We start from the raw sequence: 15,266 nt of genomic DNA, 5'->3' as shown, positions 1-15,266 counted from the left end.
GGCATCCAATTCACGCATTTTTCGGCAGATTTCCACCATGAGCGACAACACGCTTGCGAAGAGTTTCGAGCCCCGCACCATCGAGTCCCAATGGGGGCCGGAGTGGGAAAAGCGCGGCTATGCGGCCCCGGCCTTCGATCCGGCCCGCCCCGATTTCTCGATCCAGTTGCCGCCGCCGAACGTGACGGGCACGCTGCACATGGGCCACGCGTTCAACCAGACGATCATGGACGGCCTCACCCGCTACCACCGGATGCTCGGCGAGAACACACTGTGGCTGCCCGGCACCGACCACGCGGGGATCGCGACCCAGATCGTCGTCGAGCGCCAGCTCGACGCACAGGGCGTGTCGCGACACGACCTCGGCCGTGAGAAGTTCGTCGAGCGCGTGTGGGAATGGAAGGAAAAGTCCGGTTCGACGATCACCGGCCAGGTGCGCCGCCTCGGCGCGTCGCCCGACTGGTCGCGCGAATACTTCACGATGGACGACAAGATGTCCGCCGCCGTGCGCGACGTGTTCGTCACGCTCTACGAACAGGGCCTGATCTACCGCGGCAAGCGCCTCGTCAACTGGGATCCGGTGCTGCTCACCGCGGTGTCGGATCTCGAGGTCGCGAGCGAGGAGGAAAACGGCCACCTGTGGCACATCCGCTACCCGCTCGTCGACGGTTCGGGCTCGCTGACCGTCGCGACGACGCGTCCCGAGACGATGCTCGGCGACGTCGCGCTGATGGTCCATCCGGAGGACGAGCGCTACGCGCACCTGATCGGCAAGCTCGTCACGCTGCCGCTGACGGGCCGCGAGATCCCGGTGATCGCCGACGACTACGTCGACCGCGAGTTCGGCACGGGGGTCGTGAAGGTCACGCCCGCGCACGACTTCAACGACTACCAGGTCGGCCTGCGCCACAACCTCACGCCGATCGAGATCCTGACGCTCGACGCCAAGATCAACGACAACGGCCCCGAGCAGTATCGCGGCCTCGACCGCTTCGACGCGCGCAAGGCGATCGTCGCCGACCTCGATGCGGAAGGCTTCCTCGACTCCGTGAAGCCGCACAAGCTGATGGTGCCGCGCGGCGACCGCACGGGCGTCGTGATCGAGCCGATGCTGACCGACCAGTGGTTCGTCGCGATGACGAAGCCGGCGCCGGAAGGCACGTTCAACCCGGGCAAGTCGATCACCGAAACGTCGCTCGACGTCGTGCGCAACGGCCAGATCAAGTTCGTGCCGGAAAACTGGACGACCACCTACTACCAGTGGCTCGAGAACATCCAGGACTGGTGCATCTCGCGCCAGCTGTGGTGGGGCCACCAGATTCCCGCATGGTACGGCGAGAACGGCGAGGTGTTCGTCGCACGCAACGAGGCAGACGCGCGCGCGAAGGCCGCCGCGCAAGGCTACACGGGCGCGCTGAAGCGCGATGAAGACGTGCTCGACACGTGGTTCTCGTCGGCGCTCGTGCCGTTCTCGTCGCTCGGCTGGCCGAACGAAACGCCTGAACTGAAGCACTTCCTGCCGTCGTCGGTACTCGTCACGGGCTTCGACATCATCTTCTTCTGGGTCGCCCGGATGGTGATGATGACGACGCACTTCACCGGCAAGGTGCCGTTCCACACGGTCTACGTGCACGGCCTCGTGCGCGACGCGGAAGGCCAGAAGATGTCGAAGAGCAAGGGCAACACGCTCGACCCGATCGACATCGTCGACGGCATCGACCTCGAGACGCTGGTCGCGAAGCGCACGACGGGCCTGATGAACCCGAAACAGGCCGCCACCATCGAGAAGAAGACGCGCAAGGAATTCCCGGACGGCATCGCCGCGTTCGGCACCGACGCGCTGCGCTTCACGATGGCGTCGATGGCGACGCTCGGCCGCAACGTGAATTTCGACCTCGCGCGCTGCGAAGGCTATCGCAACTTCTGCAACAAGCTGTGGAACGCCACGCGCTTCGTGCTGATGAACTGCGAAGGCCACGACTGCGGCGCCGACAAGCCGGAAGTGTGCGGCGCGGGCGACTGCGGCCCCGGCGGCTACCTCGACTTCTCGGCGGCCGACCGCTGGATCGTGTCGCTCCTGCAGCGCACCGAGGCCGACATCGCGAAGGGCTTCGCCGACTACCGCTTCGACAACATCGCCACCAGCATCTACAAGTTCGTGTGGGACGAGTACTGCGACTGGTACCTCGAACTCGCGAAGGTGCAGATCCAGAACGGCACGCCGGAACAGCAGCGCGCGACGCGCCGCACACTGCTGCGCGTGCTGGAAACGGTGCTGCGCCTCGCGCACCCGATCATTCCGTTCATCACCGAAGCGCTCTGGCAGAAGGTCGCGCCGCTCGCCGGCCGTTATCCGCAAGGCAACGCCGAGGGCGAAGCGTCGCTGATGACGCAGGCGTATCCGATTGCGAACCTGCAGAAGATCGACGAGGCATCGGAGCAATGGGCGGCCGACCTGAAGGCGATCGTCGACGCGTGCCGCAACCTGCGCGGCGAGATGAACCTGTCGCCGGCGACCAAGGTGCCGCTGCTCGCGGCCGGCGATGCCGAGCGCCTGCGCTCGTTCGCGCCGTACGTCCAGGCCCTCGCCCGCCTGTCGGAAGTGCAGATCCTGGCCGACGAAGCGACGCTCGACCAGGCGGCGCACGGCGCGCCGATCGCGATCGTGGGCCCGAACAAGCTGGTGCTGAAGGTGGAAATCGACGTCGCGGCCGAACGCGAGCGCCTGTCGAAGGAAATCGCGCGTCTGACGGGCGAAATCGCGAAGTGCAACGCGAAGCTCGGCAACGAGGCGTTCGTCGCGAAAGCGCCGCCGGCCGTGGTCGAACAGGAGCAGAAGCGCGTCGCGGAATTCCAGAGCACGCTGGAAAAACTGCGCGCTCAGCTCGATCGGTTGCCTGCGTAACAAACAGTAAGGTCGTTTGCGTTCACTATAATCGGAACGTGAACATAGACTGTCTGACAAGTCGATTACAGGAATAAAGGTTCGATCATGTTGAAAGTCACCAAGGCGGTATTCCCCGTTGCCGGTCTCGGCACGCGGTTCCTCCCGGCAACGAAGGCGAGCCCGAAGGAAATGCTGCCCGTCGTCGACAAGCCGCTGATCCAGTACGCCGTCGAGGAAGCGATCGCCGCAGGCATCACCGAGATGATCTTCGTGACCGGGCGCAGCAAGCGCGCGATCGAGGATCACTTCGACAAGTCGTACGAAGTCGAGGCCGAACTCGAGGCGCGCGGCAAGGAAAAACTGCTCGAACTCGTGCGCAGCATCAAGCCGAGCCACGTCGACTGCTTCTACGTGCGCCAGCCGGAAGCACTCGGCCTCGGCCATGCGGTGCTGTGCGCGGAGAAGCTCGTCGCCGACAACCCGTTCGCGGTGATCCTCGCCGACGACCTGCTCGACGGCAACCCGCCCGTGATGAAGCAGATGGTCGATGTGTTCGACCACTATCACAGCTCTGTGATCGGCGTGGAAGAGATCCCGCCGTCGGAGACGAAGTCGTACGGCATCGTCGACGGCAAGGAATGGGAAGAGTCGATCGTCAAGATGTCGGCGATCGTCGAGAAGCCGGCGCCGGAAGTCGCGCCGTCGAACCTCGGCGTGGTCGGCCGCTACATCCTGAAGCCGCGGATCTTCCAACACCTGCGCGCGCTGAAGCCGGGTGCGGGCGGCGAGTTGCAGCTCACCGACGCGATCCAGGCGCTGCTCGCCGATGAACAGGTGCTGGCGTACAAGTACCAGGGCACGCGCTACGACTGCGGCAGCAAGCTCGGCTACCTGAAGGCGACGGTCGAATTCGCACTGCGCCACCCGGAAGTCGGCGCAGAGTTCGACGCGTACCTGCGCGCGCGCGGCAACGGGCACCCGGCTGCCTGAACGCGGCACGGGCCGGCCTCGCCTGCGCGGCGGGCCCGCCCTCACCTCACGGCCGGCGCGTCAGCGGATGGCGGCCGACTTCACCGAGACGACGCTTGGCATTGCGCCCGCGTCGTCTTTTTTCGTCTTCACGAGCCAGCCGTCGCCCTGCTCGAACGGCAGCTTCGCGAGCGCGCTCTTCACGAGCGTCGGCGCGGCCCGCTGCGTGCCCGCATCGCGATCGCGCATCGACGCCGACACGCGATAGACGTCGGCGCCCGACTTCGCGTCGACGAAACGCAGCGTCAGCACGTGGCGGTACACCTTGCCGGCGAACGGCAGCGCCAACGGTGCCGGCCCGTCGACGGTCACGCACGCGCTGCTTGCCGCGCCGCACTGGTCGGCCGTCGCCGCGACCGACGCCGGCTGCGTCGCGTACGCGATCGACAGCCGGTAGCGCGCGGCCTGGCCGGGCTGCGCGTCGAAGCCGCGGTGCGCGAGTTCGTCGCGCACGAGCGTCTCGATCTGCCGGTATTCGGCGTCGTCCGCCTGCGCGGCCGTGCGAACGAAATCGTAGTCGTGCGCCCCGGATTCGAACGCGGTCGGCTGCCCGAGCGCGCTCACGCCGGTCGTGACGCCGGCGCAACCCGTCAACAGCGCCACCGCCAGCGCGGTCGCTGCCCATTCCTTTCTCATGACTTCCCCCAAATGCCTGCCGTCGTGCCCGGCCCTGTCAGGCGGACGGCTCGTCGATCGCGGGCAGCGACACCGTCACCGCGGTGCCGACACCCACTTCGCTGTCGACCGTCACGCTGCCGCCGTGGCGCGTGACGACCGTCTTCACGAATGCCATGCCGAGCCCCGAGCCCGAGATTTCAGGCCGCTCGCCCGCATGGAATCGCTTGAAACGCTCGAACAGATGCCGCTGATCTTCCGGCGCAATGCCGTACCCCTGATCGCGAATCGTACAGAACATCCGCTTCGACGCATGCTCGACCGTCAGCGTACACGTGATCACCGTGTCGGACGGACTGTATTTGACCGCATTGTTCAGCAAGTTGACGAACGCGCGCGTGATCAGCGAGCGGTCGGCGCGCGCCCAGCACATGTCGGTGCCGACGTCGGTCTCGATGCGGATGCGCTTCGCCTGCGCCTGCGGCCAGACTTCGTCGCTCGCATCGATCAGCACGTCGACGAGACTGGTCGGTTCGAGCTGATATGCCTGCGACTCCGCGCGCGCCAGCTGCACGAACTCGTCGGCGAGTGACAGCGCGCGGTGCGCATACCGCTCGATCCGCGCGAGCAGCCCGCGCATCGCGTCGGTTTCGACGCGATCGCGCTCGATCTCAACGAGCGCGAGGATCGACGACTGCGGCGAGCGCATGTCGTGCGACAGCAGGTGCAGCGCCTCCTCGCGCTGCCGCTCGGCCGCGTGCAGTTCGGTCACGTCGACGAGGCCGGCGATCCAGCCCGTCACGTGGCCCTGCGCATTCGTACACGGGGCGTAGCGTAACAGATGGTCGAGCCCGTCGCGATCGCGCACCTCGATGCCGCGCGCCATCGCTTCGTCTTCGGCCCCGAGCGTCGGGTCGAGCGCGGCCGGCCAGTGTTCGCGGATCGTGACGTCGTGTTCGGCGTTGCCGTCGACGGTCTTCATGAAGGTCAGCTCGCCGAGCGCGGCGCGCAGCGGCCGCCCTTCCGGCAGCGGCAGCGCGAGGCGTTCCCCGTAGCGCTTCGCCGCATGGTTCGCGATCAGCACGGTCCCGGCCAGGTCCGTGACGAAGATCGGCTCCGGCATGCTGTCGAGGCTGTCCCACACGAAGCGCTTCATGTCCTGGACGCGCTGCGCGGCCTGCGCCATCAACGCCATCTGCCGTTCGAGCACGTCGCCGCCGACGCTGCGCGTGCGCGGCGCCTCGGGCAGCAGATGCGGCTCGTCGGCCAGCCGCTGCAGCTCGCGGCGCAGGTAGGACATCGTCATTTCCAGGCGCCGCCAGTTCCAGATCGGGTAGACGGCGATCAGCCCGAAGATCGCCGGCGCGGGCGACAGCCACACGCGCGCCTCGAACAGCAGCGCCAGGCTCGCGACGACGGACAGCGCGGCCAGGCTCAGCGTCAGCAGCAGCGCGCGCCACGGCGACAGCATCAGGAATCCGCCCAGCAGCACGGCGAGCGGCAGCAGCGATGCGGCGAAGAGCCAGATACGAGACGCGGGCAGGATCGCGCTGCCGGTGGCCAGCATGTCGAGCACGTTCGCATGAATGTACACGCCGGCGAGCGGGCCAAAGTCACCCGACACCGGGGTCGCGAAGCGGTCGTAGAGGCCCGATGCGGTCACGCCGACGACAACGATCTTGCCGCGCAGCGCGTCGGGTTTCACACGCCCTTCGAGCACGTCGTCGAACGACAGCGTCGGATAGGCGGGCGTGTTGCGGCTGAACGGGATCAGGTAGCGGCCCTCGCCGGTCGCGTCGCGCGACAGGTCGTGCGCATTCGCGCCGGGCACACCGCCGACCGGATGCAGCCGGCCGGCCTGGATCGCACGATAGACGGGCACCATCAGTTGCGGCCAGCGCACGCGTCCGTCGCTTTCGAACAGCGCGACGCTGCGCACGATACCGTCGGGGTCGACTTCGAGATTGATGTGGCCAAGCCCCGTCGTGCGTGCCGACAGCTCGGCCACCGGCGGATCGATGGTGCGCGTGCCGTCCGCCTGCTCGGGACTCAGCAAGACAGGCAGGAAGGTCGGCACACGGGTCATTGCGTCCGCGAACGCGCGATCTTCCGGCGACGGCTCGGTAAACAGCACGTCGTAGACGACGGCAGCCGGCTGCGCACGCGCCAGCGTGTCGAGCAGCCGCGCGTGCACGCTGCGCGGCCACGGCCAGCGACCGAGCGCGGACACGCTCTGGTTGTCGATGTCGACGACGACGACATCGGGCGACAACGGCAGGCTGCGCAGCATCAGCAGCCGGTCATAGATGAGCCCGTCGACGCTCGACGAGAACCTGCCGAACGCGCACGCGAGGATCACCGCGATCCCGAGGCAGCCGATCGCGATCCACTCGATCAGGAAGCGGCGGCCGAGGCGCCGCCGCGGGGAAACGGAGTCGGTTTTCATGCGCCGCGGGTCAGCGCGACAACGTGAACGCGCTGACCGGACTCGTCTTCTGATAGAACTTGCCGCCGTCGAACTCCTCGACCGTCACCGCCCAGTAGTAGTCGCCGGGCGGCAGGTGCGAAACCGTGATCCTGCGCGCCTGCAGGCCCATCTGGTCGACGACCGGAGCGCTCAGGTCCTTCGAGCGCGACAGCACGAACCGATAACGCGCATCCTTGCTCGCGCCGTCCGGCGACCAGCGGAACTCATAGCCGTTCGGGCCGGGCGACGCGGTCGCGTCGAGCCCCATCAGGCGCCGCTCGAACGCGTAAATGTGCGGCATGCCTTCGAGGCCGTTGTCGTCAATCGCGGCAATCCGGACGAAGTACGTACCGTTCGGCACCTCGCGGAACACCGCGCGCGACGAGACCGTGCGCGTTTCGCTGAACAGCTCGAGCATGCCCGCATCGCGCGCGAGCTGCAGGTGATAGGCATGCGCACGCTCGAGCGGCACGATGTCGAAGGTGAGGTCGGACTCGTCCTGCACCTTGTCGGGATGCATGAGCGCGGGCGCCGGCAGCAGTGGCACGGGTGCGCCGACCGCGCCGGACGACGTCGAGACGCTGCCGAAGTTCGCATGCACGAGCGTCGGATCGGCCGACTGCTGCTTGCCCGCGACGCCGACGGTGCCGTCGAGCACCTCGACGCGCGTCGCCGCGTTGCCGGCGGCGTCGTAGTTCACGCGGAACCGCGTGCCGCGCACACCGGCCACGACCGACGGCGAGCGGATCTGGAAGCGGTCGTCGCGCTTCTTCAGATGCGTGACCTCGCTGTCGACCGAGCCGCGCGTGAGTTCGAATTCGCGATCGAGCGTGCCGGTCAGCACGGTGCGGCGCAAGGTCTTCAGGTCGAGCTGACTGTCGGGCGGCAGGCTCATGTGCGTGCCATCGGCCAGTTCAAGCGTCAGGAAGCCGTTCGCGCCCGTGCGCACGCGGTCGCCCTCGGTGAGCGTCGCATCGCTCACGAGCGGCGCGTAAGCGGCGCCGGACGCGCGCTCGGCCGTGCCCTGCACTGCGACGACGCGCGCGGTCAGCTTTTCCTTGCGCAAGCGCGCGACGGGCAGCTTCAGCACAACGCCCGGCTGCAGGCGCTTCGGCGCGGGCACGCCGTTGATCTGCTGCAGGAGTTGCCAGTCGTCCGGCCCCTGCAGGTAGCGCGCGGCGACGTCGTACAGCGTGTCGCCGGCATGCGTGCGGTAGACGACCGTCTTGCCCACGGCAGCGGGCGGCTGCGCAACGGCCGGCTGTGCCGCGAACGCGACCGCGCACGCCGCGTACAGTGCCGCCGTGCGCAAGCGCGCCGTGCGCTGCGTGATTCGCTGGGTCACTCCGGTTCTCCCTGGCCGACCCGCTCGAGCCGGTAGCCGTAGCCGTAGATCGGCGCGAGGCGATAGCCGTTTTCCGGCCGCAGGCCGAGCTTCGTGCGCAGCATCGAGATGTGCGTGTCCATCGTGCGCGACGGAATGTCGGTCGCCTGCTTCCACACGAGATCGAGAATGTGCGCGCGCGACAGCGGTCGGTCGAGGTGCTGGAACAGCAGCAGCGCGAGCTCGAATTCCTTCTGCGTGAGGCTCACGGCCTTGTCGCCGACGTACGCCTGCTTCAGGTTCACGTCGAAGCGGAACTGGTCGAACTCGCGAACGGTCGCCTCCGCGTTGACCGGATACGCGCGCCGCAGCAGCGAGCCGATGCGCGCGCGCAGGATCGGGCCCGACACGGGCTTGACCACGTAATCGTCGGCGCCGGCGTTGAGGATCTGCGTGATCCCCGCCTCGTCGTCGCGGCTCGTCATGAAGATGATCGGCAGGCTGTGCTCGGTCTGGTTCGCACGCACCCACTTGAGCACTTCCTCGCCGGACATGTCCGGCACATTCCAGTCGAGCACGAGCAGATCGAACGTCTCGCGCTGCAGACGCTTCTTCAGGGCCTTGCCTTCCTTGAACGCATAGCATGTGTGGCCGGCGGCCGTCAGCGTTTGACTGACGAAATCCGTCTGGGCCGGATCGTCATCCAGTACAGCAATTCTCATAGCACCCCGCAAATCGAAATCGATTCGTCCAGTTCAGCTCCCCGCGCTCACCCCGCGCAGCCGCCGACGCCGGCCGGCGAGCCGTCGTTTGCCGAGCGCGCACCCTGCGCGACACGGCACCCCGGCAAAATATCTCGAAAACGGGGCACGGACGAACCGGCGATTTCACCATAGTAGTATGAAATTCGCCAAGAAATTGCGCGAACTACGGTCCTTTATTCGAATAATCCTTCCCGTCGCGCGATCGCGCGCCTAGTCGGGGCCCGCCTTGCCGGCCACCGGCTCGACCAGATCGTCGGTCGACAGGCGCCGCAGCCGCGCGGCCGGGAGATCTTCCGGCTGCCGCAGCAGCCGCTCCAGCTGGCCGCGCACGCGCTCCCACGCCGGCGCCGCGTAGTCGGGCTGGCTCGCCGCCCACGTCTGCGCGATATCGAACACGCGCTCGACCGTTGCGCCGCAATACGTGAAGCCTGCGCCGTCGTCCTGCGCGGCGCCGCGCAGCCTTTCATCGAGCGATTCGGCCAGCCACGGCATCTCGGCCGCCGCCGAATCGGCATACGCTTCCAGCGCGGCACGCGCGTGGCGATCCCGTTCCGGGTCGAGCTCGATCCGGCTCAACCCCGCCGCGCGTGCGGGCGCGATGCATTCCGCTGCGGACGGACTTCGAATGGTCCCTGGTCTGAAGGACATGTCCTCTCCCCGTTTGTACGACGGTAGCGTCAGGCATGGCCCCCGTGCCAGCCTCATGTGACGTACCGTGGCCGGCGCATCCATCCGAGACGGACGACCGGCCGGGTCAGTATACGCAGCCGGCCGTGTGACGAGGTTTAAGAATTGTCAGAGGTGTCAGAGGCGCGGCCAGGCCGCAACGAGCGCTGCCCGTGCGGGTGCCGCAAGCGGCGCGTGATGCGGACCGTCAGCGGCGGCGCATCAGGAATACGAACGTCTTGTCCTGGGTCGTCACTTCGACGATCTCGTTGCCCGTCTGCTTCGCGAACGCGGCGAAATCGCGCTGCGAGCCCGGATCGGTCGCGAGCACCTTGAGGATCTGCCCACTCTCCATATCGGCGAGCGCTTTCTTGGCGCGCAGGATCGGCAACGGGCAATTGAGCCCGCGCGCATCCACTTCCTTGTGAATCTGCATCGGTTGTCGACCTTCGAATGACGCGCCACACGGGCGCGGGAGGAAACGGCAATTTTACCGCAGCGCCCCCCTGACCGCGCGGCCGGGGCCCGGTCATGCGGCGCGGCGCGCCCGCCCTCGCGAGCCCTCGCCCGTCAGGCGCCCGTGAAACCGCCCGCGAGCCGCTCGCGCAGGTGCCGCACGAGCGCGCGCACGGCACTCGGCACGACCGGGCTGTACGGCCGAATCGCGAAGATGTGGTCGCCGAACGCGCCCGACGGCCGCCAGCCGTCGAGCAGCGCGACGAGCCGGCCGGCGTCGAGATCGCGCCGCGCGCTGAAATCCGGCAGCAGCGCGATGCCGAGCCCGCCGAGCGCGGCCTCGCGCATCGCCTCGCTGTTGTTCGCCGCAAAGCTGCCGCGCACGGGCACGCTCACGCGCTGGCGCCGGCGGCCGTCCGGCTCGAAGCTCCAGGCCGCCGGTTCGTTGTCGCGCAGGTAGCACAGGCAGCTGTGGTCGACGAGTTCGCTCGGGTGGCGCGGCGTGCCGCGCGCGTCGAGGTAGTCTCGGCTCGCGACGAGCAACGAACGCGTGTCGCACAGCTTCCACGCGACGTGGGTTTGCGGCGCGATCGTCGTATGGCGGATCGCGAGGTCGAAACCCTCCTGCGTCAGCGAATGCAGCCGGTCGGACAGGTCGAGTTCGATATGCACGCCCGGATGCTGCCGCAGGAAATCGGGCAAGTGCGGCACGACCTGCTGGCGCCCCAGCGCGACGGGCACCGTCACGCGCAGCAGCCCGCGCGGTTCGCCGGCCAGGTCCTTCACGCGCGCGAAGTGCTGGCCGATCGATTCGAACGCGTCGCGCGTGCTGTCGACCAGCGTCTGCCCCGCGTCGGTGAGCCGAACGCTGCGCGTCGTGCGCCGCACCAGCGGCACGCCGGCCGCCTTCTCGAGATCGGCGATGCGCTGGCTCATCGCGGCCTTGCTGATGCCGAGCCGCTGCGCGGCGGCCGTGAAACTGCCTGCCGCCGCCAGCACGGTCAGCGAATGGATATGCGGCCAGAGCGCCTGGACATTTTGCTGATTCATTCACCGATTATTCAGAATTCTGAACAGTGAATCAAGCTGCGCGGCCTTCTCCCGCCCCGCCGCTTTGCCTAGACTAGGTTCCGTCCACCCCCATCCTCTGGAGACACGATGAACCCGGTTCCCGCCTACACGTCCGACGCCGACGTCGGCCACTATGTCGACGGCGCGCCCGTTGCCGGCCGCAGCGGCCGCTTCCAGGACGTCCTCAATCCGGCGCTCGGCCGCGCGGTGCGCCGCGTCGCGCTCGCCGGCGACGACGAGGTGCAGAAAGCCGTCGCGTCCGCTCACGCCGCGTTCCCGGCCTGGGCCGAGACGCCGCCGATCCGCCGCGCACGCGTGCTGCACCGCTTCCTGCAGTTGATGAATGAACACCGCGACGCGCTCGCCGCGATCATCACGGCCGAGCACGGCAAGGTGTTCTCCGACGCGCAGGGCGAAGTCGCGCGCGGCATCGACATCATCGAATTCGCATGCGGCGTGCCGCAGCTTCTGAAGGGCGACTTCACCGATCAGGTCAGCACCGGCATCGATAACTGGACGATGCGCCAGCCGCTCGGCGTTGTCGCCGGGATCACGCCGTTCAACTTCCCCTGCATGGTGCCGTGCTGGATGTTCCCGGTCGCGCTCGCGACGGGCAACACGTTCGTGCTGAAGCCGAGCGAACGCGACCCGTCGGCGGCGCTGTTCATGGCCGACCTGCTGACGCAGGCCGGCCTGCCCGCCGGCGTGTTCAACGTCGTGCAGGGCGACAAGGGCGCGGTCGACGCGCTGCTCGACCATCCGGATGTGCAAGCCGTCAGCTTCGTCGGCTCGACGCCGATCGCGGCCTACGTGCAGCAGCGTGCGGTGCAGTCGGGCAAGCGCGTGCAGGCGCTCGGCGGCGCGAAGAACCACCTCGTCGTGATGCCCGACGCGAACATCGAGCAGGCGGTCGACGCGCTGATCGGCGCCGCGTACGGCTCGGCGGGCGAACGCTGCATGGCGATCAGCGTCGCGGTGCTGGTCGGCGACGTGGCCGACAAGATCGTGCCGGCGGTCGCCGAGCGCGCGCGCAAGCTGGTGATCGGCGACGGGATGTCGCCGGAAGTCGAGATGGGCCCGATCGTCACCGGCGAAGCGCTGAAGCGCATCGAAGGCTATATCGAGCAAGGCGTGAGCGAAGGCGCGCAACTGGTGGTCGACGGGCGCGGGCTGCGCGTGCCGGGCCGCGAGGCAGGCTTCTTCACCGGCGGCACGCTGTTCGATCATGTGACGCCCGACATGCGCATCTACAAGGAAGAAATCTTCGGGCCCGTGCTCGGCTGCGTGCGCGTGAAGGACTTCGGCGAAGCGGTCGACCTGATCAACGCGCACGAGTTCGGCAATGGCGTGTCGTGCTTCACGAGCGACGGCGGCATCGCGCGCGAATTCGCGCGGCGCATCCAGGTCGGCATGGTCGGCATCAACGTGCCGATTCCGGTGCCGATGGCATGGCACGGCTTCGGCGGCTGGAAGAAGAGCCTGTTCGGCGACATGCATGCATACGGCGAGGAAGGTGTGCGCTTCTACACGCGCCAGAAGTCGGTGATGCAGCGCTGGTCATCGAGCATCGGCAAGGGTGCCGAGTTCGCGATGCCGACCGCGAAGTAAGCGCGATGGGTATGCCGCCCGCCGGATGTGCCCGCGGGCGGCAGGCATGCGGAAGGCCGGTGTCAGCCGGCCTTCGTGCCGTGCGCTCCGTCGGCGGTCGGCAGGTACGACAACTCGAGCCGGTATGCGAGCGCCACGAACAGGCTCTGCGCGAGGCCCATCGTCGCGGTCAGCGCACGGAACCCGAACGTCGCGCTGTCCTGCACCATCAGCGTCACCTCGGCATCCCGCGCCAGCGGGCTCATCCGGCTGTCGGTGATCGCGATCAGGCGCGCGCCGCGCTGCACGGCCTGCTGCGCGACCTGCACCGTCTCTTCCGCGTACGGCATGAACGAGATCACGATCATCACGTCGCCTTCGCGCACCGACCGGATCTGCCCAAGATGCATGCTGCCTAGCGCGCTGAACAGGCCGATGCGCTTGTCGGTATGCTGCAGCGCGTAGTCGAGATAGACGGCGATCGGAAACGCACGGCGCGAGCCGGCGATCCAGATTGCCTGCGTGTCGGCGAGCAGGTCGACGGCCTGCGCGAGCGCCTGCGGGTCGAGCGTCTGCCGCAGCTGCTGCATCCCGGCAATGCTGCCCTTGATGAATTCGTCGGCGATCTGCTCGGGCTGCAGGCTCGACGAGCCCGATTCGATGACGTCGCGCAATCGCAGGTTGTACGCGCGGCCCGGCGCGATCTGCTGGGCCAGGCCCTCGCGGAACAATCGCTGCATCTCGGAGAAGCCGGAAAAGCCGAAATGCTTCGCGAACCGCACGACGGCCGACGGCTGGACCCCGCACGCCTCCGCGAGCGACTGGATGCCTTCCAGGCCAAGCTGATCCCGATTCGTTTCCACGTGACGCGCGATCACCTTCAGGCGATTGCTGAGGCCGTCGTACTCCTGCGTCAGATGCTGCAGGAACTGCTCGACGGTGGCGGGAGGTTTCTCGGATGAACTCATCGGATAGCGCGAAATTGACGGCCCCGATGCGCGCGCGATACCGACGCACGCCGCCCGGGACTCACCTGTACACATGCATGAAGGGCGAATTTAATCACGTTTGCGGCACGGACCGCGCCGCACGCTCGCTCCCACGCGCTCGATCATCACCTGCACACGCTCCACGGCTTGGCTGGAAACGATTTTCCAACGTGCTTGCCCCGGCGTAAAGACTAGGGCGTTCACCGACGCCGACGCCGGCATCGCCCCTCCATCGCTCAACGATAGTCGACCCACACGCCGCCCGCATCGGCGGAGCGCACGCAGTTCTCGACCCATCGCACGCCCTCGACACCCGCGCGGACGTCCGGAAAATGGATGCCCTCCAACGCCTGCCCGTCGCCGCGATCGGCGGCGTCCATCGCGAGCGCGAAGCGCGCGTACAGGTTCGACCACGCTTCGAACAGCCCTTCCGGATGCCCGGCGCCGATGCGATCCTCGCGCAATGCCTGCGGATGCAGATACCCCATCCCGCGATCGAGCACCTGCGCGGGCTGCCCCTGGATTTCGTAGCGCAACTGGTTCGGATGCTCGTCCCACCATTCGACGCTCGCCTTCGAGCCGATCACGCGCACCTTCTGTCCGTGCATCGACCCCGCGTTCACCGCGCTCGACCAGACGTAGCCGATCGCGCCGGTGTCGTATTCCATGATCGTGAACGCGTTGTCCTCGAGCGGCGCGCGGCTCTTCACGAAGCTCTGCCTCGAACACATCAGCCGCTTGATCTTCAGTTCCGGCGCCATCACTTCCGAGATGTACAGCGGATGCGTGCCGATGTCGCCGAGCACGTAGCTCGGGCCCGCGAACTTCGGGTCGACGCGCCACCGTGCAGCCGCGCTCGCGGCCTCGACGCCCTCGCTGTGGAAGCCGTGCGCGAACTGCATCTGCACGATGCGGATCTCGCCGAGATCGCCGCGCGCGATCATCTCGCGCGCCTGCTCGATCATCTGGTGTCCGGAATAACCGTACGCGACGCCGACGATGCGATTCTTCTCGACCGACAGCCGCTGCAGCGCCTCGGCCTCCTCGGTCGTGAAGCACAGCGGCTTCTCGCAGACAACGTGCAGCCCAGCGCTCAGCGCCGCGCGGCAGATCTCGAAGTGCGTGTTGTTCGGCGTCGCGATCGACACCGCGCGGATGCCGTCGGCGCGCTTCGCCTCGGCTTCGAACATCGTCCGGTAGTCGGAATAGCAGCGTTGCGCGTCGACACCGAGCTTCACGCCGAATTGCCGGCCGCGCTCGGCATCGATGTCGAACGCGCCGGCGACCAGCTGGAAACTGCCGTCGCGCAACGCGGCCGATCGGTGGCTGTAGCCGATCTGGCTGCCGAGGCCGCCGCCGACCATGCCCCAGCGAATCGAATGCCCGAGCAGAATCTGTCCGTCAATCATGA

General features: G+C 67.6%; 12 protein-coding genes. 3 read left to right on the top strand and 9 right to left on the bottom strand.

The features are described from left to right. Positions 1-37: 37 nt before the first annotated feature. Together DIE08_RS22915 and galU are read left to right on the top strand one after the other, a co-directional pair. The gene (locus DIE08_RS22915) at positions 38-2,905 is read left to right on the top strand and encodes a valine--tRNA ligase (protein ID WP_124903722.1); all 2,868 of its coding nucleotides are present in this window, start codon (positions 38-40) and stop codon (positions 2,903-2,905) included. 87 nt (positions 2,906-2,992) lie between these two features. Next, positions 2,993-3,877 carry a UTP--glucose-1-phosphate uridylyltransferase GalU gene (galU, locus tag DIE08_RS22910; protein WP_059606556.1) on the top strand — a complete coding sequence of 295 codons (885 nt, stop codon included), beginning with the start codon at positions 2,993-2,995 and terminating at the stop codon, positions 3,875-3,877. A gap of 60 nt (positions 3,878-3,937) precedes the next feature. Here galU and DIE08_RS22905 read toward each other — a convergent pair whose 3' ends face one another. The 7 genes from DIE08_RS22905 to DIE08_RS22875 form a co-directional block, all read right to left on the bottom strand. Continuing rightward, positions 3,938-4,552, bottom strand: a complete 615-nt coding sequence (locus DIE08_RS22905) for a DUF4136 domain-containing protein (RefSeq protein WP_124903720.1) — start codon at positions 4,550-4,552, stop codon at positions 3,938-3,940. Between the two features lie 37 nt (positions 4,553-4,589). Beyond that, positions 4,590-6,977, bottom strand: coding sequence for a CHASE2 domain-containing protein (locus DIE08_RS22900; protein ID WP_124903718.1), 2,388 nt, complete (start codon positions 6,975-6,977; stop codon positions 4,590-4,592). A gap of 10 nt (positions 6,978-6,987) precedes the next feature. Next, a complete protein-coding gene (locus DIE08_RS22895) occupies positions 6,988-8,343 on the bottom strand; it encodes a FecR domain-containing protein (RefSeq protein ID WP_124903716.1) in 1,356 nt (451 codons plus the stop codon). Continuing rightward, positions 8,340-9,044, bottom strand: coding sequence for a response regulator transcription factor (locus DIE08_RS22890; RefSeq protein WP_006402120.1), 705 nt, complete (start codon positions 9,042-9,044; stop codon positions 8,340-8,342). Before DIE08_RS22890 ends, DIE08_RS22895 begins: the two co-directional genes overlap by 4 nt. A 252-nt stretch (positions 9,045-9,296) precedes the next feature. After that, positions 9,297-9,734, bottom strand: a complete 438-nt coding sequence (locus tag DIE08_RS22885; protein ID WP_124903714.1) for a peptidase — start codon at positions 9,732-9,734, stop codon at positions 9,297-9,299. 226 nt (positions 9,735-9,960) lie between these two features. Continuing rightward, on the bottom strand, positions 9,961-10,188 hold the full coding sequence (locus DIE08_RS22880) for a sulfurtransferase TusA family protein (protein WP_006753156.1): 228 nt from the start codon (positions 10,186-10,188) through the stop codon (positions 9,961-9,963). Between the two features lie 134 nt (positions 10,189-10,322). Next, positions 10,323-11,258 carry a LysR family transcriptional regulator gene (locus DIE08_RS22875; RefSeq protein ID WP_059606543.1) on the bottom strand — a complete coding sequence of 312 codons (936 nt, stop codon included), beginning with the start codon at positions 11,256-11,258 and terminating at the stop codon, positions 10,323-10,325. Between the two features lie 108 nt (positions 11,259-11,366). On the opposite strand from DIE08_RS22875, the gene DIE08_RS22870 reads away from it, so the two are divergent. Then, the gene (locus tag DIE08_RS22870; protein ID WP_124903712.1) at positions 11,367-12,887 is read left to right on the top strand and encodes a CoA-acylating methylmalonate-semialdehyde dehydrogenase; all 1,521 of its coding nucleotides are present in this window, start codon (positions 11,367-11,369) and stop codon (positions 12,885-12,887) included. 62 nt (positions 12,888-12,949) lie between these two features. On the opposite strand, the gene DIE08_RS22865 is transcribed toward DIE08_RS22870, so the two are convergent. Next, positions 12,950-13,834 carry a MurR/RpiR family transcriptional regulator gene (locus DIE08_RS22865; protein WP_124626518.1) on the bottom strand — a complete coding sequence of 295 codons (885 nt, stop codon included), beginning with the start codon at positions 13,832-13,834 and terminating at the stop codon, positions 12,950-12,952. 257 nt (positions 13,835-14,091) lie between these two features. Further along, a complete protein-coding gene (locus DIE08_RS22860) occupies positions 14,092-15,264 on the bottom strand; it encodes a Gfo/Idh/MocA family protein (RefSeq protein ID WP_124903710.1) in 1,173 nt (390 codons plus the stop codon). Between the last annotated feature and the right edge of the window lie 2 nt (positions 15,265-15,266).

Source organism: Burkholderia sp. Bp9004, assembly GCF_003858025.1.
In the GTDB taxonomy this organism is placed as follows: Bacteria; Pseudomonadota; Gammaproteobacteria; order Burkholderiales; family Burkholderiaceae; genus Burkholderia; species Burkholderia diffusa.
This window is presented reverse-complemented; position numbering and strand designations above follow the sequence as displayed.